The sequence below is a fragment of the Undibacterium sp. Di27W genome (assembly GCF_049340345.1).
In the GTDB taxonomy this organism is placed as follows: Bacteria; Pseudomonadota; Gammaproteobacteria; order Burkholderiales; family Burkholderiaceae_D; genus Undibacterium.
On the sequence record NZ_JBMPOS010000002.1, the window covers coordinates 26,194 to 51,445 of the forward strand.

Sequence of the window (25,252 nt, forward strand, 5' to 3'; positions counted from 1 at the left end):
TGGTATCAGGTATCTCAGCTAGTGATCGGTATGTCACATGTTTATCACTGAAATGATTTGCCCAAGGGTGGAGACGATAATTGCCACGATTATACTGAATCTTGACTTAGACTCCTACCCTCATCCATGTCGCAAGTTCCGTGTCCCTGGAAAAATTGCTGTCCTGATGGCCAGGCCAGTACTTACTTTACATCGGCTTTCTCTCCCAATAATTGCCGTTTCAGGCTATCTTGCGCAGTATTTTCTCCCAGCCATAATTTCAGCAAGGCGTTATAAAACAAAGGATCAGGCAAGCTGCTCATGGTTTTTTTACCATTGATCATGATCACCGTTCCCGTGTCCGGGAGCCAGTCTACTGTCAGCTTATCCCCCTTGCGAAACTCAGGCACTTTGGAAAACATTTCACCTAGTCGTATCATCTGGTCAATGATCTTGCTTTTTTGCTCCTTGCTGACATTTTGCTTCATGCCCTCCATGAAATTCTGACCAAATTTTTCTGCACTGATGTCGCGCAGCATCACTATCTGCATGCGCTTGGCCGCAGGTGTAGCCAGTATTTCAGCCGCCTGATTGCTTTTCTCGCTCAGATACAGGGCCGCCACAAAGACTTGAAAAATTGCCTTGCTGCGTACGCCAGCACCATTCAATTGCAGATCATGCTTATCCAGATGAATTTTATCTTCCAGCATAATGCCAGCGATTTCAGTGGCTCCCAGCCCAGGTGTGGTGAAGCTGACCAGCAGACCCAGTAATAGCATGCACAAGCTTTTCTTCATTTTATTGCCCTCTGACACGCGCAAATACGCAATCAATACACTAGTGTATTGAAAGAATTTTGTCAAATACATGGAGCAGAGCCGTGCTTGCCAAAAGGCCAAAAAAAACAGGGACCGCAGTCCCTGTTTTTTGGTGTGTTGCTTAAGTATTGCTAGTGATTACTTGAATACATAACCCAGGTTCAAACTGAATGCACGGCCATAAGCATTGTGCAGACTATCGTTGTAACCAGCTGTTGTGTAGCTGGAACTTGGATCGTAGGGCGCTTTGGAATCGAAAGCATTCAAGACTTTAAAGCCCAACGTCACATCCTTGAAACCTTTGTAGGTATAGCCCAGATCAACCGTGGTCCAGCTGGCAACTGCGCAATCTGGTACATAAGTCAGGTACTTGGCGACGCCGCCCAGTGAAACAGCCGACGCTGGCTGACCAGAGCCATAATGGCAATACGACACTGGATAGGTTTCTGCTGCATTGGTGTAACGCATCAGGGATACGCCGCCAACAAAGTTGATGGCACCGTTGACGGTATGCGCTTCTTTAGTCCAGGCAGAGGACAAAGTCGCACGCAAGCGTGGAATATCGGCAACACTGGTAGAGAAGTTGGAAACACTGCCACGTGTGCCGACCAGATTGGTTTCAGGATCACCCGGTTTTTCTGCACGACGGTATTCTATCGTGTAGGAAGTGCTCAGACGTGTATCCAGTTTGCCACTGGCACCCAGGTTATTACGCATAGCCAGTTCGATATCCAGACCGCTGACAACCGTACTACCCTGGTTGACATAGTTACGCAGCAGAGAAATCAATGGGCCGGAATTTGGTACGACATTACCGTTCTTGTCTTTGACAAAATTGACAGGATTGGTGTCACGTATCACTGTGCCTGGATACAGATCCGGGTTGTTCAGTATCAGTGTCGATGACAGGGCGGCCACTTCATCTTCCTTACGGATGTTGTAGTAGTCAACCAGGATGTCGAAATCACGTGTAGGTGACAAGATCATGCCCAGGGAGAAGCTTCTGGATGTTTCTGGCTTCAGCTTGGCATTTTGTTGTATCAGTGTAGAAATACTTCTGGTGCAATCTGTATTGTCGGCACCTGTCAGTGGCACTTTACCATCAGGGCAGCGTATAGGATCAGCCAGGTTGCTCAGGAAAGTCTGAGTTCCGCCTGCGGTGACTTGTACCAGTGCTGGTGCACGGAAACCTTGCGCATAAGTGGAGCGGAAAGCCAGGGAATCATTGACTGTCCATTTAGCGCCCACTTTCGGTACGAAATTGGTTTTGAAACTAGGGTATTTGTCGACACGGCCGGCAAAATCCATTTCAAAGTTTTTCAGGAAAGGCGTGCGTACTTCAAAGAAAGCCGAACTGACATTGCGCTGACCATTGATAAACTGGTTAGCCAGTCCCAGGACCTGGCCTGAGCTGGTCAGGTTATCTGGTGTCAAAGTCATTTTTTCCTGACGGAATTCAAACCCGGATGCGAAGCCTATGGCACCACCTGCCAGGTTACCGAATTCTGTGCTGGCCTTGAAATCAGCCTGGGCGATTTCTGCAACACCAACGCTCTTCAACTGGCGGCTCAGGTTAGGTTGTTTGGCAACTTCAGCCAGGGACATATTTTGGCTGATCAGCTTTTGAATTTCTGGTACCAGCAAGAAACCATTGGAAGTGTCCTTACGCTCGGAACGGTTCCACAGCAAACCTGTTTCCCAATCCCAGGTCTTGAAGCTGCCTTTCAGGCCAGATGCAAAACGCGTGGATTCATTGGTTGTCGAAGAGCCACCGGGAATGTCTTCAAAACGGTAAGCTACGGCCGCTCTGTCCTTAGGGAAAGGATTGTCAGGGTGGCCTACCGGCAAGATCGCCTGGAAGGATGTACCAGCACCAGACAAGGCAAATGCCGTAGCAGGAGTGCGACCATCAATAGTACGGGAAGCAGCAGTGTAATCGCGATCCGATTTGTTGTAGGCCAATTCAGCAAAGGCAGACAGGGTATCGTTGATCTGATAAATACCACGTGACATCAGGTTAACGTCTTGTCCTGCACCCTGTACTTCATTGTAGTCATTGGTGTTGTAGTTACAGAACTGACGACCATACAGAGCGCTGGTTGGCAGGATATTGTATTGGTCACTACCCGTTACCAGATGGGAAGGGTCGCAGTTAGTACGGTTAACGACGTTAGCATCATTGGCAGAGAAGAAGGTCTTGCTGCCTGGGCTACGTTCGCGATAGAAGAAAGGCTGGTTACTGATAAAGCTGGAGTAAGCAGACAAACGGCTATTAAGCACGGTATACAAGTCTTTTTCTACGTCGTTGGCATCCTTGATGGCAACGCGGTCACGCTTGGACACTTCAGCACTGACAGTGATGTTATAACCATCTTGCGCATAGTTACCAAAACCACCGAAACCACTGACGCTCTTTTTCTTGAACTGATTATTATCATTGGCACCCATGCTGGCATTCATCTGCAAGCCCTGGAAATCGCTCTTGGTGATGAAGTTGATCACACCAGCAATCGCATCAGAGCCATACACAGCAGAAGCGCCATCCTTGAATATCTCTACGCGTTCCAGCATGGACAAAGGAATGCTGTTGATATCGTACAGTGTGGATTGGCCTTGATTAGGATTGGCATAAGCCGATGGCGTCATACGACGGCCATTCAACAAAATCAGGGTAGAACTGGAACCCAGGCCACGCAGGGAAGCCGTTGCCGCGCCACGGGAAAAACCACCGTCAACCGCGTCAAATGCACCACCAGTGCCCAGAGCCGGAATAGTACGCAGCAATTCGGCAACCGTGGTCGCACCACTTTGGTTGATATCTTTTGCCGTCAAAGTCTGGATAGGAGAAGTACCTTCTTTGTCAGTACGCTTGATATGCGAACCAGTAACTTCAATTTTTTGAATTTTTTCTGCCGGATCACCAGCGACTGTCTGCGCCTGTGCGCTCATCATCATACTGCCGGATAACACTGCCAATGCCAGTTTGACGGCATAAGCACATTTCTTCTCTTGGTAAAACATCCAAACATCTCCTTGGTGAATCATAAACAGGTTCAAAAACGAAAAAAAGCAGATACGGCAAACTTAGTTGAACTGCGCTGCCTTATCGTGGTCGAACCAGAGCCTTGCATAAACAAAGATGCATGCCGCCTTGTTAAAAAATATATTTTTAACAACCTTATATATGCATGCGAGTTGTTACACTTTGTTTCATGCCTGTATGATCCCATTCCATTTTCATTACCGTCCAATGAGAATTTTAGGAAAACGTATATAATTATCGTTATGATTGATACCTTGCCCATAGAAAAGTACTTTGCTCGACAACTCAAGATCAAGCACTTGCGCTTGCTCGTGGAACTGGCTGACAAGCAGACAGTTGCTCAAGTTGCGGCGACTCTGCACGTCAGCCAGCCTGCCGTTTCCAAAATGCTGGGAGAGATGGAAGAAGGGATAGGTGTCAAATTATTTGAACGCGCTGGCCGTGGTATAAAACCAACACCTTCTGGCGAATGTCTGATCAGACATGCCAGGGAAGTCTTATTTAACTTGCAAAAAGCGCATCAAGAGATGCGTTCTCTGGCCACGGGTACGGTAGGCAAGGTCAGTGTCGGTATTTTGAGTGTGGTCTCGACCACCATCATTCCCAAGGCAGTCAAGATACTCAAAGCCAGTTGGCCCAATGTCACTTTGTGCATCATGGACGGTACGGTAGACCAGCAATTGCAGGATCTGCGCGAAGGCAAGATAGACCTCATCATAGGTCGGGTGTTTTCAGAACGCGCCGCCGAACATTTGCAAGAAGAAGTCTTGTATGACGACCCGCTGGTCATCGTCACTTCCAGCAAGAACCCTTTGGCACGCCGCGATAACCTGACCTGGAAAGATTTGAATAACCTGCCCTGGATCTTGTCAGTGGAAGAATCGCCGACTCACCAGCGCATGATCAATCTGCTGGCCAAGAATGGCCTGAGCAAACCCACCGATGTCATTGAGTCAGTTTCCAGGTCCGTCAATGTGCCTTTGCTGATGGAACCGCCGCGCCTGGGTTTATTATCACTTTCCGCTGCCCGCCAGCTGGTTGCCGAAGGGATCTTGCAAATTTTGCCGCTGAATCTGGGTCATTTGCCCAGCCCGGTCGGCATGATATGGAACAAGACCCGGCCTTTGTCACATGCAGCCATGACTTTCCAGGATTGCATACGCCAGGCATCCTTATCTTATAAAAACATGCTGATCAGCTGATTTTTGCGTGAATTTATATCGCTCACGCATGGAAAGCCAGGCATGAACCTGCTTGGCTGATTTACAATATGGCCAGTTTCTTCGCCTGGACATTCAATGCAAACAGATCACTTAGCGTATGGTTCAGATCAGTCAGGACTGATTTGTGGCTATGTTTTTGCACCCGACCAGCCAGGCAAGCCCCTGTACACCAGGGAAGCAGTGGAATGGCTGCAGTCCAGGCATAGTGCCAGAGACGATTCTTTCATCTGGCTGCATTTCAATTTATCCAATGTCACGGCAGAAAAATGGCTGCAGGAACATGCTGCCCTGCCTGAGGAATTTTTCGATACCCTGCATGAAGGCTCACGCTCCACCCGCATAGAACATGCCGACCATAGCCTGATCGCGGTGGTGAATGATGTCTTGCATGACTTTGCCTTTGAAGCTTCGGACATTGCCACGCTATGGCTGAATGTCAGCAGCAATGTCATGATCAGTGCCAGGCGCAAACCCCTGCAATCCGTCGACAGATTGCGCAATGCCGTCAACCAGGGTGAACATTTCAGTTCGCCGACCGAATTGCTGACCCATTTATTGCGTGACCAGGCCGATGTCTTGATAGGCATAGTGCGCAATGTCATCAAAAAGATTGATGATATTGAAGACAATCTGCTGGCGGACCGCCTGAATCATAAACGGGCCAACCTGGGTGAGCTGCGCCGGGTACTGGTACGCCTGCAAAGATTGCTGGCGCCTGAGCCTGCGGCCCTGTTCCGCCTGCTGCAAAGACCGCCAGTCTGGGTGGCCGAGCGTGATGTACAGGAACTGCGTCAATCGACAGAAGAATTTGCCGTGGTCCTGAGCGACATGGCTTCGCTGCAAGAGCGTATCAAGCTCTTGCAGGAAGAAATTGCCGCCAGCGTCAATGAACAAAATAATCGCTCACTCTTCGTGCTGACGATAGTGACCGTACTGGCCCTGCCCATCAATATCATCGCCGGTCTGCTGGGCATGAATGTGGGTGGCATTCCTTTGGCCCAGCATGAAAATGGTTTCTGGATCGTGGTCGCCATCGTCGCCAGCTTTACAGCGATTGCAGGCTGGCTGGCATTCAGGAAAAACCGCAATGATTGATCGTCATCAGGTATCGCCCCTTTCCCCTCCACCTTGTCAGGAATAAGCCATGAGCAAACTTTCATTCAATCAAGGATCACCGCAGTTCATCCCGCTATCTACTTACCAGGCCTACCCGGAAACCGAGATGCTGGAACGGGCGCAAAGCTTTTATCAGGACATGAAGCGCCGCAAGACCATCCGTGAATTCTCGGATCGCCCGGTCCCGCGTGCAGTCATAGAAACCTGCTTGCTGACAGCTGGTACAGCTCCCTCTGGTGCCAATCACCAGCCCTGGCATTTTGCCGTGGTCACTGACACCGCGCTGAAGCACAAGATACGCGTAGAAGCCGAGATAGAAGAGCGCGAATTTTATGACAGGCGCGCCCCGCAGGAATGGAAAGACGCGCTGGCACCACTGGGCACGGATGCTGACAAGCCTTTCCTGGAAGCTGCCCCTTACCTGATCGCCATCTTTGGACAAAAAGCCACGTTGATGGATGATGGCAGTGCCGTCAAAAATTACTATGTGCCCGAATCGGTATCCATAGCCACAGGCTTCCTGATCTCTGCCCTGCATCATGCTGGCCTGGCAACACTCACGCATACACCCAGCCCCATGGGTTTCCTGAACCAGTTGCTGCAAAGACCAGACAATGAAAAACCCTATATCCTGCTGGTAGTAGGGTATCCAGCCGAGCATTGCATGGTGCCCAATATACAGAAAAAGCCGCTGGACCAGATTGCCAGTTTTTTCTGAGCCTCCTCAGCCTAGCGTCCCCTTGATCACGTGAAGAGGTGTTTTATGCGTCAATTCTTATCGACTTTGCTGATCACCAGCAGTGCATTGTTGACTAGCCAGGTCCAGGCAGCGGATGAGCATGCTGAACTGGTCAGGCAAGTCATGCAAACTGAGGCCGCCTTTGCTAAAACCATGGAGGCACGCGACCATAAGGCCTTCACGGAATTCCTGGCCGAGGAAAGCATCTTTTTTTCCGGCACAAAAGCCTTGCATGGCAAACAGGAAGTGGCATCAGCCTGGAAACGCTTTTATGACAGCCCTGCGCCCCCTTTTTCCTGGGCACCAGAAACCGTGGAAGTCTTGAACTCTGGCAAGCTGGCCCTCAGCAGCGGGCCGGTGCGCAATCCCCAGGGCAGGCTGATTGCCACCTTTACTTCTATCTGGCGACAAGACAGCCCTGGTGTCTGGCATATCATTTTTGACAAAGGCAATGATGTCTGTGATTGCGCAAACCCTGAAATAAAGTAGCCTGAGCAGAAAAATGGGGGTTAATCACGACGATTGCCCCAGGATTACGCTAATTCAGGCAGAAATCTTATGTAAATAGGACGTAAACCCCACAGTCAGTCTGAATTCTGCCAGGACGGATGAAAAGCTGATGTAACATGGAATCAGATATGGCTTGTGGCCGGACGGCACACATACGCCAAGATTGCAGATTTTTGCTCAAAAGTCGCATTTCCGGAAACCGGTGTCATGACTGATCTTCATACACAGTTTATTGAGCTGAGCCAGCTACGCATAGGCATGTTCGTCTATCTTGACGTGGGCTGGATGGACCATCCCTTTCCGGTTTCCAATTTCAAGATCAGCAATGAGTCACAAATCGAGACCATACGCTCGCTGGGTCTCGAACGCATACGCTATGCGCCCGAGAAAAGCAGCCTGGAAGCCTCCCCTAAAACCAGTGAGACCCAGACTCCAGCTGAAAACAAAGCCACGGAGAGCCCGGGTGCTTTTGCTGCCAGGCAAAGGCGGGAATTACTCGCCAGCCAGCAAGCCAGTTTGCAAGTGTGCGAGCGACAATTCAGCCATGCCGCCCTGACCTTCAAGCAAGTCACAGAACTGGCCCATTCCCAACCAGCGCAGGCCAGGGAATTGACCGAACAGTTAATACAAGGCTTTCTTGGTCAGATCCTGGGTGAAGATGAAGCCGCAATACGCCTGCTATCAGAAAAAGCCGGTGAAAAAACCTCCTTGCACTCCATCAATGTGACTGTCATCTCACTCTTGCTGGGACGAGCCCTGCATCTCAGCAAGGCCGACATGCTGGATCTGGGTGTGGCCACCATGCTGCATGATATAGGCAAGATAGAATTACCCGACCGCCTGCGCTGGCAAGATGAGCATTTCAATCATGCCGAACGCCAGCTTTACCATGAGCATGTACTGCACAGTCTGGCGCTGGCACGCAAGATGGGCTTGTCGGCCAATGTCATGCTGGCCATCGCCCAGCATCATGAACATGCCGACGGGACCGGCTACCCCAGCCATGTGCAGGGCGACAAACTGAGTCCCATCAGCCGTATCATCGCCCTGGTCAATCATTACGACAATCTGTGCAATCCTGCCAATCCGGCTTTTGCCATTACCCCGCATGAAGCCTTGTCACAGATTTTTACCCAGCATAAGCCACGCTTTCATGGCCCCACCCTGACGGCCTTCATACGCATGATGGGGATTTATCCACCTGGCTCGGTGGTGCAACTGACTGACGAACGCTATGCCATGGTGGTTTCGGTGAATTCTGCCCGCCCCATCAAACCCAAGGTGGTCATCCACAATTCAGCCGTGCCACGCGAAGAAGCCATGGTCATCAATCTGGAGCATGAAAACACCCTGTGCATACACCGCAGTCTGAAACCGCTGCAATTACCCAAGGCAGCCTATGACTATCTGTCGCCACGCAAGCGCCTGTGCTATTTCTTTGAGCGCGGGCTGGAGGCCGAACAACGCCCTGACGATGGAGTCGCTGCATGAAGGCCCATCCCTGGCAATCGCTGATTGAGGGCTTGCTGGAAGCGGTCATCCTGGTTGATCCCATACAGCTGCGCATAGTCGCGGCCAACCAGGCTATCCATCATTTATTGCAAGTTTCCTCTGGCAGCCTGCTGGGCAAGGGCATCATCGATTTGGCAGCTGCGCCTGAAGACGTGTTTTTCTGGGAAGATGTTGCCGCTGGCTTGTCCGAGAATATCCATTCCGAAACCATGCTGAAACGTGCTGACGGCTGCATAGTCCAGGTGGAAAGACGGGTCACCCTGATCAGAGTAGGCCTGGATAGCTCGGTCTATGTGGTCGCCATCAATGACCACTCCAGCCAGAGACAAGTTGAAAATGAGCTGGAAAAACTGATCGCCGAGCTGCGGGCCACCCTGGAATCCACTGCCGATGGCATCCTGGTGACCGACCTCGATGGCGCTATCCGCAGCTATAACCACTTGTTTGCCGAGTTATGGGGCTTGCCGGATGATTTGCTGACCCAGCGTGATGACAGGGCGATTTATGCCTGGATGGACAAATGCATGCAGGATGCCCATCAATATGAAGAGCGCCTGGGCACCATCAGTCGTTCACCCTTGATGGAAGCCACTGATGTCTTGACGCTGCGCTCAGGCAAGACCCTGGAAAGAGTCACGCTGCCACAATATGCGCGTGGCCGCCCTATAGGCCGGGTGTATTCTTACCGTGATATTACCCAGCGCCTGGCGGACGAAGCCCGTCTGCGCCTGGCGGCCAAGGTATTTGAATCGAGTACAGATGCAATTTTCATTACCGATGCAGAGCAAAAGATAGTCACCACCAACCCCAGTTTCGAGCGACTCAGCAGTTATACCGAACATGAAATGCTGGGCAAGACACCGCGGGATTTTTTTTCAGAAGAAGGCAATACTGCCCAGGTGGAAAACCTCCTGAAAGAACTGGACAATCTGGGTTTCTGGGAAGGTGAGTTATGGAACAGACGCAAGAATGGCCACGCCTATCTGTGCATGATTTCCCTGGTCAAGGTGCAGGATGAATTTGGCGCAGCACTGAATTACATAGGTTTTTTCAAGGACAGGACAGAAACCCATACAGCCAAACAAAGAATTGAAGAACTGGCTTTCCTGGACGTGCTGACCGGTTTGCCCAACCGGCTGTTACTGGAAGAACGCATACGGCAAGCGATTACTTTTTCCAGCCGGAATAACTCCAGCTTTGCCCTGCTCTTCCTTGACCTCGATCATTTCAAGCAAATCAATGATTCCCTGGGCCACCCATTTGGTGACCGCGTCTTGCAGCAAGTGACCGAACGTTTGAAAAAATGCATACGTCAGGTCGATACGGCAGCACGCCTGGGCGGTGATGAATTTGTCTTGCTCTTGCACGAAGCCAATGCCGAAGGTGCAGAAATTTGTGCCAGGCGAGTGCTGGAAGAATTGTCTGCCCCCTTCTCACTTGATGGCATGCATTTCACCGTCACCGCCAGCATAGGCATAGCCCTGTATCCTGAAGACGGTAACAGTATGGCAGACCTCATCAAGAATGCCGACAGCGCCATGTACCATGTCAAGGAGAGAGGGCGTTCCGACTTCCGCTTTTACCAGCGCCAGATGAATATAGGTTTGCTGTCACGCATGAAGCTGGATCATGCCATGCGCCAGGCCCTGGAAAAGCAGTTATTCCGTTTGCATTATCAACCCCAGGTGGAACTGGCGAGCGGCAAATTGCTGGGAGTAGAAGCCCTGCTGCGCTGGACCGATAAAGACCTGGGTGAAGTCAGCCCCGTGCAATTCATCCCGGTGGCAGAAGAATCCGGCGTCATCGTCCCGATCGGTAACTGGGTCCTGCAAACCGCAATACAGCAAGCCGCTGCATGGAATCGCCATGGCAAGAGCATGCGGGTGGCCATCAATGTCTCGGCCCTGCAATTCCAGCAAGCCAATTTTGTCGACAGTATCGCAGCAGCCTTGCATGAGCATGACTTGCAGCCACACTGCATAGAACTGGAATTGACAGAATCCATACTCATCAAGGATGTCGAAGATACCTTGAAAAAACTGGAGTCGCTGGCAGCTCTGGGAGTCAAGCTGGCGATAGATGACTTTGGTACAGGTTATTCCAGCCTCAGCTACCTGAAACGCTTCCCCATCTACAAGCTCAAGATAGACCGTTCTTTTGTCGGCGACTTGCCTGGCGATGAAAGCGATGTCGCTATCGTCACTGCCATTATCCATCTGGCACACGCCCTGAAATTACGCGTCATTGCCGAAGGAGTGGAAACTGAAAAACAGCGCGAATTCCTGCGGCAGCAACAATGCGATGAAATCCAGGGCTATCTGTTTTCACCCGCCATGTCGGCGGAAGAATTTGAGCAACTGTATTTACGCTGAATTTACGCTGAATAAAAAAACGCCGCATTAAAAATGCGGCGCGAGGGGATGGTCCTTAGGGAGCCATCAATGAAGTCGTCTGTAACTATCTCAGAAATGCGTTCTCCAATAACGGGAGTCATCACGGATTTCGGCAATTTGTTCGCTGGTCAGCTCATTGCTGACTAATTCACGGCTATCCATGGCTTTGCTACCGACTTTGAGGCTGGCTTTGAGCAGGTAACGATAACCTGTCAACATATCATGCTCTACGCCGTCACCGTGCAGGTAGCGCAAACCCATTTGAAACTGTGCAGTAGACAAGCCCTGTTTGGCAGCCAGCATTTCCCAATGGGCGGCTTGCCCGGCATTTTTTTCTACTCCTGCCCCTTCCTGATAAGCCAGGGCCAGATGATGCTGGGCACTGGCATTGCCTTGTTGCGCAGCTTGTTGGTACCAGAATACGGCTTCTTCATGATTCGCTTCCACGCCCTTGCCGGTGGCATACATATAACCCAGGGCCAGTTGGGCCGAAGTCAGGCCCTGCAAGGCAGCGCGTCGGAACAATTTGAAAGCCTGGCTTTCATCGGTATCCACACCTTCACCAGTCAGATACAGTACACCCAGATTAGCCTGGGCACCTGCATGGCCAGAGTCAGCGGCCTGCTCCAGCCAGTACGCGGCTTCTTGCACATTTTGCAGATCTGCATCCGGTTCAAGATATAACAAACCCAGCATATTTTGCGCCTGGGTATCCCCTAGCAGAGCCCAGCGTCTGACTTGCATCTCATCATCAAAATCATCATCGCCCAGAGCCGAAGCGCAGGTCAGCATGATCATGAGCACCATCAACAGATGTCGCCATTTTTTCATTATTATCCTCAGCTGTTTTACTGCATATGCCAGATGTCCTGCATGCCAGGAATGCTACGCCTAATGCATGGCCTGTGTGTGTCGCGACTGTTGGATTAGGTAACAAAATGTAGCCCTCCGGCTGCCCTTGCAGGCAGTCTGGGAGTAAACTACAGAGACAAACAATTTCCCCACCAGCCATGAAAGTGCATGCCGTGACCCCTGCCTCAAAGCTACGCATAGGATTAATTGCCAACCGTTCTCACCAGGATGCACCCAATTCTGCACTGGTGCAGTTATTACATGGTGGCGGGCCAGCACTCCAGCATTTACAGGCTGAAATGGTCATCGTGGGGCGCACTCTGGATGCGATTATTTCACATGGTCTGGTAGAAAACTGCCCCACAGTGGAACGCTTTCCCTATGGTCGCGAGGGTGGCTTGATGAAACTGGTATCAAGAGTCGTCGATAAAGACCCGGCCAGAGCAGTCGATGCGGTGATCTATCTCATCGATCCGGTCGACCCTTCTTCCGTCTTCCCTGAAGCCCAGGCACTCAAGCGTCAGTGCGTGATACACCGCAAACCCTTTTTGGCGACACTGGCCAGCGCCAGGGAATGGCTGGAACTGGAAGCTACAGCCTGCGGTGCAGCGTTAGACCATAAACTGGACCCCAGTTTTGAACTCAGCAAGGAAGGCATCGCCCTGATCGCCCACGATGCGATGAAGGACAGCATGCTGGCCATGGCCGAAAAACATTTCGCCCTGCTCGACAGTTTTGGCCGTCGCTATGCTACTGGTACTACCGGTGGTTTGCTGAACCGGCTGGCGCAAAAAATCAAGGGAGAAGAAGCCGGCAAGAACTGGGTAACACCCTATCTTTCCGGCCCTCTGGGTGGTGATGCACAACTGGCGGAACTGGTACTCGACCGACAGATACGCCGCATCCTGTTCCTGGAAGATCCGCACGTGGCGCGCCAGCATGAAGCCGACATACAATTGCTCGAAAGAGCGGCCCGCACCGTCTGTGACTATGCACAAGTCATCAGTGAAGTCACCGGTGCAGACCGCTGGTTGACCCTGCTGACGCAGAGAGTCAGCAGGCAGGTTTAGGCCGCTGTTGCAGTTGCTGCTGCGGTCTGGCCTGACAAACGTTTCAACCTTTCCAGCGTGCTCTCGCCTGCGGTATCTGCCTGCGCCACAGATTTGCGGATAGCATCAATCTCGGCAGCCTGGTCCAGCGGTTTTTGGGCTATGTCGGCAACGATGCGCAAACCCGCCGCTTCATTGCTGACTGTCTGTGCCCGGCGTGTCAGGGCATTCAAGGCGCTTGAATGGCTGGCCATGCTGGACAGACTGCTGAGTTGCTCCTGGCGGTCCATGCGCAGTTGCTGCAAGTCTTTTTGTGCCTTGGCCGCGGCCAGGCTTTGCAGAGCTTTTTTCGCAGCGGCATCAAAGTCGGCCAATTGTTTGGAGAAGGCATCGACGATCTTCTGCAATTCATCCATGTATTCTCTGGCGTCTGCCTCTTCCTGTACTTCCAGTGGCAGGCGCGCCTTGTTGGCTTCAAGCTCATCGCAAAACAGGCTGACCGTTGCCTCAGAAATCTTGCCACTGACCAGGCGCTCTGCCAGCGTTGCCGAGGCTTTTTCATCATTGGCTATCAGTTCACGCAAGCGCACCACATCATTATGCTCTTTGTCGAAAGAGGCACGGGCAGAAGCCAGTTTTTGTGCAGTGTCGCGCAGGGCTGCAGCCAATCTGTCACGATCGGCTTCGGTCGCTGTTTCAGGATCAAAATTGGCGATCGCTTCGGATATCTTGTCGCCGAGAGCGCCAAAGTGTTTGGAAATCAAACGTGCGGTCAAGCCCCAGCCATTCATATTGCTCATGGTATTTCCTTTCAGTGTGTGACGCAGTAAATATCAAATACAGTGTTATGGGAACTACATCAAGACGGTGCTATTGCACCAACAGCCTTTCCGCTTCCAGGGGTAGGGCTATCATAAAATCGACATGGATGTCGCGCCTGCTGCCACCATCCTTGCTACGTAAAATCTCTGTACTGATGAGTAATAATTCAAACTGATCAGCTGCTTCATTCAAACTCCTGCGATACGGCATGAAGACCACATCCTGTTGCAAGCCCTGCTTGCCTGAGGCATCGTCAATGCGGGTTTCCACACCTTTGTAAGGCGCGACAAATTCCTGAGCCGGGTCACCGGCGTCGCGCGCATATTGCAGGCTATCGGCATCGGCAAAAACGCTGTCCAGACTGGCGTCATCCCAACCTATGCCCGCCAGTTGTTCACGCCACAAACTGTAATTGCGATCGCCCAGGCCAGCGCCGTTTTCACCCAGGAAAGCTTGCTGGTCTTCCACGGTTTCAGGTATCAGGCGCGTCAGGTGGCTGCAATATAAAAGCTCTTGCAATTCACCACTGGCATCGCAATACAACTGCAAAAATTTCTCACCGCCATTGGCATCGCGATTCAGGTAATAGCGATACATCTTGCCACTGATAGCCAGTTGCACACGGCTGATGGCGATGATGCGAGTTTCGGCTTCATCCGGCATGGTGATCAACGAACCCTGACTAATGGCGCGTATCAAGGGTGTCTTTTGCAAATTGACGACACTGCCTATACGCGCTCCCAGTGGCAGGCCAGCATCTTGCCTGCCCTTGTCTGCATGCATCTCATCTGCAGTGAGTTCATCCTTGTTCTGCTTGTTAAACAATTTGCCTACGTACTGATATGCATCTTTCCAGGCCATGGTATTAATTTCCTCCTAAACTGTAATGAACTGCACTGTCTTGCCTGTTGCGCCGACTGCGCAGGAATTGCCAGCCTGCCCAGGCCAGGGTAGCGAATAGCAAGAGGACGAGGGCAGTACGCATTACTTTAAAACCACTGCCTTCCTTCGCTGCTATCGTTGTTGCCGCTGCTGCCGTGCTCTCTGCGGTTGCATTGTTCAACACCACCGTCTTGTCATCTGCCGCTTTTGCATCACTATCAGTAGCTGCATCCTTGCTATTGCCCCCCTCTTTATTGCTGAGAGGTTCCAGCTGTTGGGGCCGGTGGTTTTCTGCTGCCTGGGTATGGCTCATCACACTACCCAGGATGACGCCACCGACTACAGCAGGCAAAATGCCACTGCCTCGCTGCGTCACCTGCGGTTGCATCATTGGCGGTGCTGATTGCGTCACAGGCGGCGGCGTAAGTACGGACTGGTTTGCAGCCTGATTATTGATGCCATTGCCAGTATTGCTGCTTCCAAAACCTTTATCCTGGATACGCTGGCCAGGCTGAGCCGCTTGCTGGCGTGCATCCATGCTCTTTTGCGCATTCGCCTGTGCCTGGTTTTTTTCCAGGTCGCGGTTCAAGGCCGAGTCAGATTTCTTGCCCACATTCGCGGACTTGCTGGTATTAAAACTACCAAATCCGGTATTCGATGGCTGGGCTGGAGCAGGTTTGCTGACATTTTTTTGTGAAGAGAAACCACCGCGAAAGCCGCCCGAAGAGCCGGATGGACGCCCACCGGCATGCGCCAGGCCTGTCGATAGCGGCAAGACCAGCGCCAACACTATGGCTATTAATTTGCTATTAAAACTGTTCATGGTTCTCGTCTATAGAAATATGGTTAAGCTATCTGTACAATCCCTCAACGCTTGATGGATGTCATCATAGTGAGCAAAAAGTTAAAGATCATCGGTAATAAATGAGGGAATTCACCATGACACGCAAATATTCGGACATGAACCAGCACGACGCCTTGTACAAGATTGCGCGCGCCTATCCTGGTGGCCTGGAGGCATTGGCTGGCCGTATGGAAGTCTCGGTGAACGTCTTGCGCAATAAGCTGGCACCGGGCATAGAATCACATTACCCCTCGTTTGAAGAACTCTCGCTGATCGTCGAGCTTTGTCATGACGCTGGCGTCAAGGATGCCCACATGCCTTTGCATGCGCTGTTAAGCCGTCATGGCATGGCGGCGTTTGTGATACCTGAACCTGACCAAGTCAGTGAAGATGATTTGTCGCAAACAGTTTGCCGCGTCATGAGCCGGGTCGGCGATGTCGCCGAGGCAGTCTCCACTGCCCTCATCGATGGCGTGATTACCGATGCCGAAGCCGACTTGATAGAAAAAGAATTTCAGAGTGCACTGACGGTGCTGGGTGAGTGGCGCGCACGCATACGCGCGCACCATAAACAAAGGGAGTCCTGAATTTCTTGCGACTGTTCGCCCACCAGGGCTTGCTTACATCTACGTGCATAAGGCGAGCGTAGTCCTGTAGAAGCGGCTTCAGCCGCGATTATCTGCTACAAACCGAAGACCGACACGGCCAGATGTTCGCGGCTAAAGCCGGTCCTGCGAAATGAAGAAAAGTGTATTGCTGGCACTTGCTTAACTCTTAATCAGAGCCTGTTTAGTGCAATCTCTTTTCCAGGAAAGCGACTATCCTCGGCCAGCCCATCTTGCGTGCCAGATCCAGTGCTGTTTCACCTTTGGGATTGAGCGCACCAGGATCGGCACCATGTTTGACCAATAAAGTAACTTGCGCGAGATTGCCAGCCAGCGCATCCCTCTGCAGCAGGGTCCAGCCAGCTTCATCGACGCTGCGGGTAAAAGCAGGCTCATCCTGCAAACCCTTATCCATAGGCTCTGCCATGTTTTCACTTGCGGGGTGTTCTGGCAAGTCGTCTATGTTGTTTAAGACGGACTTTTCTGTCGTATCAAACAGACTGGATAAGAATCCCTGTTTTTCTTTTGCAGGTTCCAGTACGACGGAGATTTTTCCTGGCTTGCCAAAATCCAAATCCCAGGCCCTGTCATGATCGTCACGCTCTGTTTTTGACATACCGCTACGTATCACGTCAATGCTGTAACCACCATATACCTTGCCATCAATAGCATACATCCAGTCATCAATTTCCTCCAGCGACACGCTCACCGGGTCACCTGCTGCGATGCTGTCAAACCATTGTGGGTTATTCAGCAAAATACCGGTAATGGTATCTCCATCAAACTGTATTTCATTGATCCACATATGTTCAACTTCAGGCACGTCCCCGCTTGAACCTGTAGGAAAAGCTATTTTCACAGCGGCCAAATCCAGGGCAGGTATGATACGTCTACGCTCCCATGACAATTCGCGCCAGAAGTATTTAAACGTCTTGCGAGCCTGTTCAGCAGCCACCTGCATCGCCGGGCTGGCACCTTCAAACATGACTATTTTGTCTTCACTCATGATCTTGGCCGATAAAATAAAAACAATATACTGCAAGCAGACTGACAATTACGCAAGTACAGCACTTCGTTTCAATTGATACAAGCCTTTACTTATTAATCGCAATGCGCGCAGTCGGCACAGCTATGCTTTGGGAAATTTGAATAGATGAAATATTTGCCCAGCAGCATTTTCACTCCTGCTTTACAATACAAGCCTGCCCTATGCCAAGCCACCAGGCTGCCATCATCATGTCCACAGAAGCTCCTAGCCAGCACCCCAAGTCTCTTGCGGACTTGTATATCTCGTTTACTCTGCTGGCATTGCAAGGATTTGGTGGCGTGCTGGCCATAGTCCAGCGTGAGCTGGTAGAAAAAAAACGCTGGATGACGATGGAAGAATTCGTCGAAGACTGGGCTGTCGCACAGATTTTGCCAGGGCCAAATGTGGTGAACTTATCCCTCATGATAGGTCATCGCCATTTTGGTTTTGCCGGTGCCATGGCAGCACTGGCTGGTATGTTGTCTGTGCCCTTGTTGATCGTGCTGGTGCTGGCCGTGGTGTATGCGCAGTTTGCCCAGCATCCTGAAGTGGTCGGTGCCTTGCGCGGCATGAGTGCCGTCACTGCCGGACTGATCATTGCCACCGGTCTCAAACTGATCCCGGCACTGAACAATAACCCGCTGGGAAGAACCCTGGCGCTGCTGTTCAGCGCCTTGTGCTTTATTGGCATCGCCTACTTCCGCCTGCCTCTGGCTTACGTCTTGTTCAGCCTTGGTGCCATCACTTGCATCATCGCCTACCGGAGGCTCAAATAATGCCGGATACCCTGCCCAATGTTTTGCTCATCAGCATGAACTGGAATGACTGGCTGCAATTATTTTTGCACTACATGATGCTCTCCCTGCTGTCCATAGGCGGGGCGATTTCTACCCTGCCGGACATGCATCGCTATCTGGTGGCACAACAGGGCTGGCTGACAGATGCGCAATTCAATGCCTCGGTATCGATCGCCCAGGCAGCGCCAGGCCCGAATGTCTTGTTCATTGCCCTGATGGGCTGGAATGTGGGCATGAATGCCGGTGGCATGTGGACAGGCTTGCTGGGTGTCTTCATCACCATGACAGGTATCTTATTACCCAGCACTACCCTGACATATGTGGCGGCCAGCTGGGGACATGCCAACCGTGAACTGCGTAGTGTGCGCGCCTTCAAGCTGGGCATGGCGCCCATCGTCATAGGTCTGTTGCTGGCCACCGGCTGGATCATGGCAGCCTCGCATAACCAGGCCAGTAAAGACTGGCCTTTGTGGCTGATGACGGTAGTCTGCACCGTCGTCGTCTGGCGCACCCGCCTGCATTTGCTGTGGCTGCTGGCGGGTGGCGCAATATTAGGATGCTTAGGCTGGATTTAAGAAAAGCTCAAACGAAACCCAGGTAACGCTGGCTGGCGTTGTAATACTGCAAATTGGGCAGCAAGGCCAGCATATCACTGTCAGATACTCCCAGCCATTTACCCAGAGTAGCCGCATATTGATCGACCGAGGTGGTTGGCAATAAACGGCCCTGCCCTACATCATCATCACTGTCAGTCGCCACCAGTGGCGCAGTGCCATAGTAGCGCTTGCCATTGACGGCACCACCCAGCATGAAATGCATACTGCCCCAGCCATGATCAGAACCATCATTATTGCCACTTAAAGTACGGCCGAAGTCAGAAGCCGTAAAGCTGGTGACCTTGCTGTCGACTTTCAATTCCTTGGTGGCTGCATAAAAAGCAGCCATGGCTTCTGCCACACTGGCCAGCAAACCTGGGTGGGTGGATACCAGGCCATCATGGGTATCAAAGCCTCCCATGGAAACAAAAAACACCTGACGTTTCGCCCCCAGCGTACCCGCACAGGAAATCATGCGCGCCACCATCTTCAACTGCATGGCCAGATTATTCTCTTCATTAAAGGGTGTAGAGATGGCCGGTGCACCCGCCAGTGCCGCAGTCAGTACACCATTGGCATCAATGGAGCGCTTGCTGACGCGGGTATATTCATTTTCAAACAAATGTGGCCGTGCTTGTGTGATCAGGTTTTGCAAGGCCGTGGAACAAGCCGCTGAGCCAAATAGCGGTGCCTGTAAACCCGTCAGCGGCACCGAGCCATTGGTCGATACCTGATATTGCACGGCGGTGTTACCGGACAGGTAAACCGCATTGCCCGAAACATTTACGCAGGTAAAAGTGGCATTGCCATTACCTGCCTGGAACAGGTCACCCATGCGCCCGCCCCAACCTGAGGTTGCCCCCTCTGGCGCAGAAGATTGCCATACCGATTGCTGGTCATTATGCGAAAACAATTTGGGGGGCAGCATCGCTGTTTTATTCGTGTATTCCAGCTTGGTGGTTGGCCGTATCAGTGTACCGACGTTCAACAATACTCCCATCTTGCCTGCATCGAAAATCGGCAGCAACGGTGCCAGTTCCGGTGCCAGTGCATATTGATGGCTGACGCCGCGGCGATCCAGCGGCACATTCACACTCTGCAGCACGGTGCCACTGAGTTTATCGCGTGCATATGCCAGGGTGGGACGCAACTGGTTATAGGCATTGTAATTGGCCGTATCATAGGGCACCAGGGTGTTGGCGTAATCATTACCGCCGTATAAGAATACACAGACGATGGCCTTGTAGTCGTCCGCATTGGCGGCCGAAGCTTCGGCCATGGCGGCCAGGTTGAGTGCCCATGGGGTGGCGACACCGGCAATCGAGAGTGCCGAGGCACGTTGCAAGAATGCGCGGCGTGAGGCATTCATGGTAGTAGAATTTTTCATCATGCTTTCCTGTCATCATTGCTGTAAATTATTTAAGCAGTATCCCGAACTTATTTGAGAACGATAAATTCTGGTGCAGCCAGCACCAGCGTCAGCGCCGCGTAAATTCTTTGTTTGCGGCGGTTATCGCTCCCCCTGGGCATGCTGTCGACAGCATTGCTGAGATTGAGCAAAGTAGCGGCGCTCAATTGACCTGCAGCCAGTACCAGATTGATTTCATCGAGCAGGGCTGGCGCTGTTTCTGCCAGCGGCATCAGGCTGCTGTAGTCCGCGGTCACATCACTGATGCCGCTGCTGACTGCGTGCTGCATATAATTTACATAGCCAACCACCGAGGATTCATTGGTGATCTGGAATTCAGGTGCGACCAGGGCAGCCGTGGCAATCGCGGTATTCGGTGGCACATAGCCGGGACGGAAATAATTGAATACCGATGGTGAGCGCAGAGGGCTTTGTCCCAGCCTGGTAGCGGGGTCACTGGTATTGCCGAGATTCCAGGTATCGTTCGTCGCCGTGGCATTGTAGGCACGTGCCCAGGCCAGGAAGCGCAGCATGGGTTCACGCAATTTGCCAAACTGTGGATTGCTGATATTGGCTGGCTTGCGTGCCTCATCATCCAGCAAGATGGCTTTCAGCACTGCCTTCAGGTTGCCCCTGCTGCTGGCACTGCCGCTGCCATCATTGCCAAACACTGCAGCCACCCTGGTGACATAGGCGGGACTAGGATTGCTGGTCACCAGTCTTTGTATCAATTGGCGGCTGATGAAGGGGGCGACATTGGCGTGGGCAAAGATGATGTCCAGTGCTGCTTTCAAGGCGTCTGCACCATTCAGGCCCGCTGGCACAGTCTTGCCCAGGAAGCTGGAAGCGCCGGTTTCATGTCTGCTGGCGACTTGTATCATGGGCCTGTGCATGAAGTCCGGAGTATCGGCCTTGCCACCAGCCAGATCAAAATCCCAGCCAGTAAAAATGCGGGCCAAACCGGTAATATCATCGAGGCCATAGGTTTCTTTGGTCTTGCCCGCGTCCTGGCGTGGACTGCCATCGGGATTAAGCTCCAGCAAACCTATACTGAAGAGTTGCATGAGTTCGCGTGCATAATTTTCATCCGGCAAGGCACCAGTCTGGGGATTGAACTTGATATTGCCGCGAAAGGTCAGGAAGGTGCCCATCGCTGGGCTGGTCGACACCAGTTGCAAGAGATCGCGATAATTGCCAAAACAATTCGCTTCCAGCATGTCCAGCCAGGCTGCTGCGGCAAAGGCTTTCCAGCCGCCACCGATCAAGCCATCAATCGCCACCACGATGATTTCAGACAAGGCCAGGGTAAAACGCTGGCGCAGGGTATCGGGTGAACTGATCAGCTTGCGCCAGGCAGTGGCATCAAAACCGCTCTCACTATTGCGAAAGCTGAAATCAGTAAGGCCCTTGGATACCAGCCAGTCCCAGCGGCTGCCATTGCCTGGCAGGCTGAATTGCTCATCCAGCCAGCCTGCATAACCCAGGCTTTGTACTCTGGTGATCTGGGCCCGGCTGGCTCCCAGACTGGCCTGCGCCAGAAAGCGGGCGGCTTCACTGGCCGTGATAGCGGTACTGACAGATTCAGGAGCTGGCGCTGGTGGTGGCATCGTGCTGGCAGCGGGATTGACTGTATTGCTATCGACCGTGCCAGTGGCTCCGCCGCATGCCGCCAGCAAGGCAGCAGACGCTACCAGCGCAGCCCGCTTTAATTCCTCTTGTTGTTTGAACAAATTCTTGTCTATGCTGTCAATATGCTCAACAGTCTCTACGCCAGCCAGTTGCTCTTCCATGTTTTTCCCCTCTTGTTTGTATGAAGATCGCTGGCTTCCACAATAGGCTAGCTATGTAAATTTTCTATGACCTATTTGTAAGCAGTTGTCAGGGGATATGCAGGTTTTGTACATAGTTCGTTACTTGATGGGCGGAAATAGAGCTGGATGCATGGAGCATGCTCGGATCATTTGTTACACTTTCGTCTTGTCAGGATGACAGGCCAGGAAATCGCGCCTCCAGACAATCTTTGTTACAGGAACAGGCATAGTTTGAGGTATGCTTGCCACCTTGAAATTCTGCACCGGTTCATAGTCCATGAAGTTGAGCATAGAAGCGCCTGAAGATGAAATTGCCCTGCCGGGTGAAGTTCATTTGCACATCCGGTTTCGCCCTGCGAATATGTTCGGCATTGTGCTGGCTTTGCTGGTGCATGGGCTGTTGCTGTATTTCCTGCTGAATATGAGCGTGCTGAAAAAAAAGCTGGAGAAAGCAGGCGAGAGTGAGCCTATCGTCTTGCTCATGAATAAGGAAAAGGTGGTGCCAGCGCCCAAGCAGGCGACTGCGCCACAAAAGCAAAAAACCCAGTCCAAGCCTGTGCGCGTCCCACCTTCCAAAAACGCCATTACCCAGCCCAAGGCGCCACCACAGCCGACTACGGACTCACCAGTCCCGCAACCGCCACCACCGCAAGCCAAGGAAACACCGCCAGAAATGGATATGATGGCCCTGGCGAATGCAGCACGTGAGCGCCGTCGCGCCGCCGAAGAAGCGGCAGCCCAGGAAAACGAAGGTGCCCGCCAGGCTGGCCGCGGCATGACACCACAGGAAGTAGCAGAAGCCAATGTGCGCCGTAGCATGCAGCAAGCCAATGGGCGTGGCGGCAGTGGCGTGTTTCAGCTCATTGATGTCAGCACCCGGGTGGGCCGGTTCTCTTTCCATGGCTGGAATACCCGTGCCATCGCTTCGGGAAGAAAACAGTTCTTTGAAGTAGATGCCGGTCTGGGCGGTGATGTTCGCATGGCCATCGTGCGCCGCATGATAGAAATCATACGCATGGAATACAAGGGCGATTTCAACTGGGAATCCAGACGCCTGGGCACGGTAAGGCGCATGTCTGCACGGATAGAAGATACGGCTGAGCTGGAAAGTTTCTTGATGAAAGAATTTTTCCCTTAGTGCCTGTTGACGATCTTGGATTTTCGTAGCACTCGCCAGGCCGGGCCAGTCAGGCGATAAGTCTGACATCTCAGACCGGCTGGCCTGACATCCTGGCAGCTTTCCCTCGCCACAACTGCAGCAGACCCTGCCACCAGCTGACAGACTCCACTTGCTGTATCAGCAAGTCACAAGTCTCCAGCGCCCGCAACTCTACCCAGCCATCGCGCTCCGCCGAGAATAATGCACCAGCACTGAGCATCGTATCCACTTGCCAGGCCACGCCTTCCAGGAATTGTGGCGCAGACACAATTTGCAAACACCCCTTATGCAAATGCAGTTTGCTATCTGTCATTAACAGAACATGCAGGCGTTGACCCGCTTTGATCGTATGTATATCCATGAAATGCTCCTGAAAGTGGTGATGCATGTGTTTCAGGATAAGTCTTGCCAGAGATTTAGCACAGACACAGAGAACGCCTATCTGTATCGCATCAGACAGTTAATTCATAATCTGTTATTGTATCGTTAGTCCTGAACTGTATCCGTGCAGGTCCTGAGCATCTTTACACTGTCAAGCTATGCAAACCCTACCCCTCTACAGGCAACTGGCCGACCATTATCTGAATGCTATCCGTTGTGGCACACTCAAGCTGGGTGACCGCATGCCTTCGGTGCGCAAACTCATGCATGTGCATGGCGTCAGCCTGTCTACCGCCTTGCAGCTCTGTCGCCAGCTGGAAACCGAAGGCTGGCTGGAAGCCCGCCCGCGTTCTGGCTATTTTGTGCGACAGCCACGTCGGGTGCGCCTGATACCGGCGCAGGAACCCACCATAGGCAAGATCATCGACCCGGCGCAGTTTGTCGGCATCCATGAACTGGTGTCAGAAATCATTGCCCAGGGTCAGCGCCAGGTGAAATGCAATCTGGCACGGGCCACCGGTGGCCCTGCCCTATACCCACACCAGCAATTGCGCAGCCTGACTGTCAGTACCTTGCGCCGCTATCCTGAATTGCTGACCAAGGCGATATCCCCGGGTGGCAACCGCGAACTCAAGGCAGCGCTGGCCAAACGCGCACTCGATTCGGGCATCAGTACTTCCGCAGAACAAATCATTATCACCAATGGCTGTATCGAAGCCCTTAACCTGGCTTTGCGTGCGGTCGCGCAGGCGGGTGATGTCATCGCGGTGGAGTCGCCGACTTTTTATGGCCTCTTGCAAGTGCTGGAAAGCCTGGGAATGAAGGCGCTGGAAATACCCACCAGCCCCAGCACCGGCATTTCTGTCGAAGCACTGGAACTGGCGATGCGCACCTATGACAATATCAAGGCAGTCGTCGTCGTGCCGCATCTGCAAAATCCTCTGGGTAGCATGATGCCCGACCAGCACAAGCAAAAACTGGTAGCCCTGTGTGAAGCACAAGGCATACCGCTGATAGAAGATGACTCTTACAGTGCCCTCGCCGATGGCGACAAAATCCCCACTGCATTAAAGCAATGGGACCACAGCGGCAATGTGATTTACTGCGCCTCCGTGCACAAGATACTCGCACCCGGCATGCGGGTGGGCTGGATACTGGCAGGTCGCTGGCAAGAACGGGTCAACATGCTGAAGTATGCTCACACGCGTTACAACGAAGAATTGTCACAGATAGTCACAGCGACTTTTTTACTGTCGTCAGCTTACGACAGACATCTGCGGAAACTACGTAGTAGCCTGGCCGTGCAAAGAGAAAAAATGGCCGAAGCGATTGCCACTTATTTTCCTGAAGGCACGCGCGTGACCATGCCAGCCGGTGGTGTTTCGCTGTGGGTGGAAATGCCGACCGGCACGTCTTCCCGCGCGGTTTTTGATGCGGCTCTAGAGGAGAGTATCCTGGTTTCTCCAGGTTTGATGTATTCCAATTCAAATCGTTTTGATCATTTTCTGCGGCTCAATTGTGGCATGCCGTATACCCAGGACCTGGACGATGCAATGCGTTTGCTGGGCCGCATCATCCAGCATCAGGCTTCTTCAAAGCAACACATCGCTGCATAATTTTTGAGCACTGTGGAAAGCCACAATTGTGGCTGTTCCGCGCATTTTCCATAATGGCTGCACTGACGGA

Annotated in this window: 22 protein-coding genes; 12 read left to right on the forward strand and 10 right to left on the reverse strand. The window is 52.2% G+C overall.

Annotation, left to right across the window (positions count from 1 at the left end; all coding sequences use genetic code 11):
- Window positions 1-182: 182 nt before the first annotated feature.
- Window positions 183-776: a chalcone isomerase family protein gene (locus ACO0LF_RS04880; protein WP_423012504.1), complete on the reverse strand. Its 594-nt coding sequence runs from the start codon at window positions 774-776 to the stop codon at window positions 183-185.
- A gap of 159 nt (window positions 777-935) precedes the next feature.
- The gene (locus tag ACO0LF_RS04885) at window positions 936-3,818 is read right to left on the reverse strand and encodes a TonB-dependent receptor plug domain-containing protein (protein WP_423012506.1); all 2,883 of its coding nucleotides are present in this window, start codon (window positions 3,816-3,818) and stop codon (window positions 936-938) included.
- A 264-nt stretch (window positions 3,819-4,082) separates the two neighbouring features.
- Between ACO0LF_RS04885 and ACO0LF_RS04890 the strand changes: the two genes are divergently transcribed.
- The 6 genes from ACO0LF_RS04890 to ACO0LF_RS04915 all read left to right on the forward strand — a co-directional run bounded on the left by ACO0LF_RS04890 (window position 4,083) and on the right by ACO0LF_RS04915 (window position 11,312).
- The gene (locus tag ACO0LF_RS04890; RefSeq protein ID WP_423012508.1) at window positions 4,083-5,042 is read left to right on the forward strand and encodes a LysR family transcriptional regulator; all 960 of its coding nucleotides are present in this window, start codon (window positions 4,083-4,085) and stop codon (window positions 5,040-5,042) included.
- Between the two features lie 96 nt (window positions 5,043-5,138).
- The gene (locus ACO0LF_RS04895) at window positions 5,139-6,158 is read left to right on the forward strand and encodes a transporter (protein ID WP_423012510.1); all 1,020 of its coding nucleotides are present in this window, start codon (window positions 5,139-5,141) and stop codon (window positions 6,156-6,158) included.
- Window positions 6,159-6,207: 49 nt separating this feature from the next.
- A complete protein-coding gene (locus tag ACO0LF_RS04900) occupies window positions 6,208-6,897 on the forward strand; it encodes a nitroreductase family protein (RefSeq protein WP_423012512.1) in 690 nt (229 codons plus the stop codon).
- Window positions 6,898-6,942: 45 nt separating this feature from the next.
- Window positions 6,943-7,407, forward strand: coding sequence for a YybH family protein (locus ACO0LF_RS04905; protein WP_423012514.1), 465 nt, complete (start codon window positions 6,943-6,945; stop codon window positions 7,405-7,407).
- Window positions 7,408-7,635: 228 nt separating this feature from the next.
- Window positions 7,636-8,919 (forward strand): HD-GYP domain-containing protein, encoded by a 1,284-nt coding sequence (locus ACO0LF_RS04910; protein WP_423012516.1) that lies wholly within the window; start codon window positions 7,636-7,638, stop codon window positions 8,917-8,919.
- On the forward strand, window positions 8,916-11,312 hold the full coding sequence (locus ACO0LF_RS04915) for a sensor domain-containing protein (protein WP_423012518.1): 2,397 nt from the start codon (window positions 8,916-8,918) through the stop codon (window positions 11,310-11,312). The genes ACO0LF_RS04910 and ACO0LF_RS04915 overlap by 4 nt, the downstream gene beginning before the upstream one ends.
- A gap of 90 nt (window positions 11,313-11,402) precedes the next feature.
- On the opposite strand, the gene ACO0LF_RS04920 is transcribed toward ACO0LF_RS04915, so the two are convergent.
- Window positions 11,403-12,164: a tetratricopeptide repeat protein gene (locus ACO0LF_RS04920; RefSeq protein ID WP_423012520.1), complete on the reverse strand. Its 762-nt coding sequence runs from the start codon at window positions 12,162-12,164 to the stop codon at window positions 11,403-11,405.
- A 179-nt stretch (window positions 12,165-12,343) separates the two neighbouring features.
- Between ACO0LF_RS04920 and ACO0LF_RS04925 the strand changes: the two genes are divergently transcribed.
- Window positions 12,344-13,255: a methylglyoxal synthase gene (locus ACO0LF_RS04925; RefSeq protein ID WP_423012522.1), complete on the forward strand. Its 912-nt coding sequence runs from the start codon at window positions 12,344-12,346 to the stop codon at window positions 13,253-13,255.
- On the opposite strand, the gene ACO0LF_RS04930 is transcribed toward ACO0LF_RS04925, so the two are convergent.
- The 3 genes from ACO0LF_RS04930 to ACO0LF_RS04940 all read right to left on the reverse strand — a co-directional run bounded on the left by ACO0LF_RS04930 (window position 13,252) and on the right by ACO0LF_RS04940 (window position 15,761).
- Window positions 13,252-14,034, reverse strand: coding sequence for a hypothetical protein (locus tag ACO0LF_RS04930; protein ID WP_423012524.1), 783 nt, complete (start codon window positions 14,032-14,034; stop codon window positions 13,252-13,254). The two genes, ACO0LF_RS04925 and ACO0LF_RS04930, sit on opposite strands and share 4 nt — an antisense overlap.
- A gap of 70 nt (window positions 14,035-14,104) precedes the next feature.
- Window positions 14,105-14,917 carry a DUF2491 family protein gene (locus ACO0LF_RS04935; RefSeq protein WP_423012526.1) on the reverse strand — a complete coding sequence of 271 codons (813 nt, stop codon included), beginning with the start codon at window positions 14,915-14,917 and terminating at the stop codon, window positions 14,105-14,107.
- A gap of 4 nt (window positions 14,918-14,921) precedes the next feature.
- Window positions 14,922-15,761 carry a hypothetical protein gene (locus ACO0LF_RS04940; RefSeq protein ID WP_423012528.1) on the reverse strand — a complete coding sequence of 280 codons (840 nt, stop codon included), beginning with the start codon at window positions 15,759-15,761 and terminating at the stop codon, window positions 14,922-14,924.
- 116 nt (window positions 15,762-15,877) lie between these two features.
- On the opposite strand from ACO0LF_RS04940, the gene ACO0LF_RS04945 reads away from it, so the two are divergent.
- The gene (locus ACO0LF_RS04945) at window positions 15,878-16,369 is read left to right on the forward strand and encodes a phage regulatory CII family protein (RefSeq protein WP_423012529.1); all 492 of its coding nucleotides are present in this window, start codon (window positions 15,878-15,880) and stop codon (window positions 16,367-16,369) included.
- A 202-nt stretch (window positions 16,370-16,571) separates the two neighbouring features.
- Here the strand turns inward: ACO0LF_RS04945 and ACO0LF_RS04950 are convergent, their stop codons facing one another.
- Window positions 16,572-17,393, reverse strand: coding sequence for a DUF2314 domain-containing protein (locus tag ACO0LF_RS04950; protein ID WP_422999407.1), 822 nt, complete (start codon window positions 17,391-17,393; stop codon window positions 16,572-16,574).
- A gap of 230 nt (window positions 17,394-17,623) precedes the next feature.
- Between ACO0LF_RS04950 and ACO0LF_RS04955 the strand changes: the two genes are divergently transcribed.
- Entirely contained in the window at window positions 17,624-18,190 is a 567-nt protein-coding gene (locus ACO0LF_RS04955; protein WP_423012531.1) for a chromate transporter, read from the forward strand.
- Window positions 18,190-18,786, forward strand: a complete 597-nt coding sequence (locus ACO0LF_RS04960) for a chromate transporter (RefSeq protein ID WP_423012533.1) — start codon at window positions 18,190-18,192, stop codon at window positions 18,784-18,786. Before ACO0LF_RS04955 ends, ACO0LF_RS04960 begins: the two co-directional genes overlap by 1 nt.
- A 7-nt stretch (window positions 18,787-18,793) precedes the next feature.
- Here ACO0LF_RS04960 and ACO0LF_RS04965 read toward each other — a convergent pair whose 3' ends face one another.
- Complete coding sequence (locus ACO0LF_RS04965; protein ID WP_423013461.1) at window positions 18,794-20,194, reverse strand: DUF1501 domain-containing protein; 1,401 nt, start codon at window positions 20,192-20,194, stop codon at window positions 18,794-18,796.
- 50 nt (window positions 20,195-20,244) lie between these two features.
- Complete coding sequence (locus ACO0LF_RS04970) at window positions 20,245-22,005, reverse strand: DUF1800 domain-containing protein (protein WP_423012535.1); 1,761 nt, start codon at window positions 22,003-22,005, stop codon at window positions 20,245-20,247.
- A 298-nt stretch (window positions 22,006-22,303) separates the two neighbouring features.
- On the opposite strand from ACO0LF_RS04970, the gene ACO0LF_RS04975 reads away from it, so the two are divergent.
- Entirely contained in the window at window positions 22,304-23,164 is an 861-nt protein-coding gene (locus ACO0LF_RS04975) for a hypothetical protein (RefSeq protein ID WP_423012537.1), read from the forward strand.
- A 70-nt stretch (window positions 23,165-23,234) separates the two neighbouring features.
- On the opposite strand, the gene ACO0LF_RS04980 is transcribed toward ACO0LF_RS04975, so the two are convergent.
- Window positions 23,235-23,546 carry a hypothetical protein gene (locus ACO0LF_RS04980; protein WP_423012539.1) on the reverse strand — a complete coding sequence of 104 codons (312 nt, stop codon included), beginning with the start codon at window positions 23,544-23,546 and terminating at the stop codon, window positions 23,235-23,237.
- A gap of 178 nt (window positions 23,547-23,724) precedes the next feature.
- Between ACO0LF_RS04980 and ACO0LF_RS04985 the strand changes: the two genes are divergently transcribed.
- On the forward strand, window positions 23,725-25,182 hold the full coding sequence (locus ACO0LF_RS04985; RefSeq protein ID WP_423012541.1) for a PLP-dependent aminotransferase family protein: 1,458 nt from the start codon (window positions 23,725-23,727) through the stop codon (window positions 25,180-25,182).
- The last annotated feature ends 70 nt before the right edge of the window (window positions 25,183-25,252 follow it).

Bases quoted from the DNA above. Each gene is read 5' to 3' on its own strand.
- ACO0LF_RS04930 (WP_423012524.1), bottom strand. From the start codon at position 14,034: ATGAGCAATATGAATGGCTGGGGCTTGACCGCACGTTTGATTTCCAAA.
- ACO0LF_RS04975 (WP_423012537.1), top strand. From the start codon at position 22,304: ATGAAGTTGAGCATAGAAGCGCCTGAAGATGAAATTGCCCTGCCGGGT.
- ACO0LF_RS04905 (WP_423012514.1), top strand. From the start codon at position 6,943: ATGCGTCAATTCTTATCGACTTTGCTGATCACCAGCAGTGCATTGTTG.
- ACO0LF_RS04955 (WP_423012531.1), top strand. From the start codon at position 17,624: ATGTCCACAGAAGCTCCTAGCCAGCACCCCAAGTCTCTTGCGGACTTG.
- ACO0LF_RS04925 (WP_423012522.1), top strand. From the start codon at position 12,344: ATGAAAGTGCATGCCGTGACCCCTGCCTCAAAGCTACGCATAGGATTA.
- ACO0LF_RS04895 (WP_423012510.1), top strand. From the start codon at position 5,139: ATGCAAACAGATCACTTAGCGTATGGTTCAGATCAGTCAGGACTGATT.
- ACO0LF_RS04915 (WP_423012518.1), top strand. From the start codon at position 8,916: ATGAAGGCCCATCCCTGGCAATCGCTGATTGAGGGCTTGCTGGAAGCG.
- ACO0LF_RS04885 (WP_423012506.1), bottom strand. From the start codon at position 3,818: ATGTTTTACCAAGAGAAGAAATGTGCTTATGCCGTCAAACTGGCATTG.
- ACO0LF_RS04985 (WP_423012541.1), top strand. From the start codon at position 23,725: ATGCAAACCCTACCCCTCTACAGGCAACTGGCCGACCATTATCTGAAT.
- ACO0LF_RS04970 (WP_423012535.1), bottom strand. From the start codon at position 22,005: ATGGAAGAGCAACTGGCTGGCGTAGAGACTGTTGAGCATATTGACAGC.
- ACO0LF_RS04965 (WP_423013461.1), bottom strand. From the start codon at position 20,194: ATGAAAAATTCTACTACCATGAATGCCTCACGCCGCGCATTCTTGCAA.
- ACO0LF_RS04945 (WP_423012529.1), top strand. From the start codon at position 15,878: ATGACACGCAAATATTCGGACATGAACCAGCACGACGCCTTGTACAAG.
- ACO0LF_RS04880 (WP_423012504.1), bottom strand. From the start codon at position 776: ATGAAGAAAAGCTTGTGCATGCTATTACTGGGTCTGCTGGTCAGCTTC.
- ACO0LF_RS04910 (WP_423012516.1), top strand. From the start codon at position 7,636: ATGACTGATCTTCATACACAGTTTATTGAGCTGAGCCAGCTACGCATA.
- ACO0LF_RS04935 (WP_423012526.1), bottom strand. From the start codon at position 14,917: ATGGCCTGGAAAGATGCATATCAGTACGTAGGCAAATTGTTTAACAAG.
- ACO0LF_RS04950 (WP_422999407.1), bottom strand. From the start codon at position 17,393: ATGAGTGAAGACAAAATAGTCATGTTTGAAGGTGCCAGCCCGGCGATG.
- ACO0LF_RS04980 (WP_423012539.1), bottom strand. From the start codon at position 23,546: ATGGATATACATACGATCAAAGCGGGTCAACGCCTGCATGTTCTGTTA.
- ACO0LF_RS04920 (WP_423012520.1), bottom strand. From the start codon at position 12,164: ATGAAAAAATGGCGACATCTGTTGATGGTGCTCATGATCATGCTGACC.
- ACO0LF_RS04890 (WP_423012508.1), top strand. From the start codon at position 4,083: ATGATTGATACCTTGCCCATAGAAAAGTACTTTGCTCGACAACTCAAG.
- ACO0LF_RS04900 (WP_423012512.1), top strand. From the start codon at position 6,208: ATGAGCAAACTTTCATTCAATCAAGGATCACCGCAGTTCATCCCGCTA.
- ACO0LF_RS04940 (WP_423012528.1), bottom strand. From the start codon at position 15,761: ATGAACAGTTTTAATAGCAAATTAATAGCCATAGTGTTGGCGCTGGTC.
- ACO0LF_RS04960 (WP_423012533.1), top strand. From the start codon at position 18,190: ATGCCGGATACCCTGCCCAATGTTTTGCTCATCAGCATGAACTGGAAT.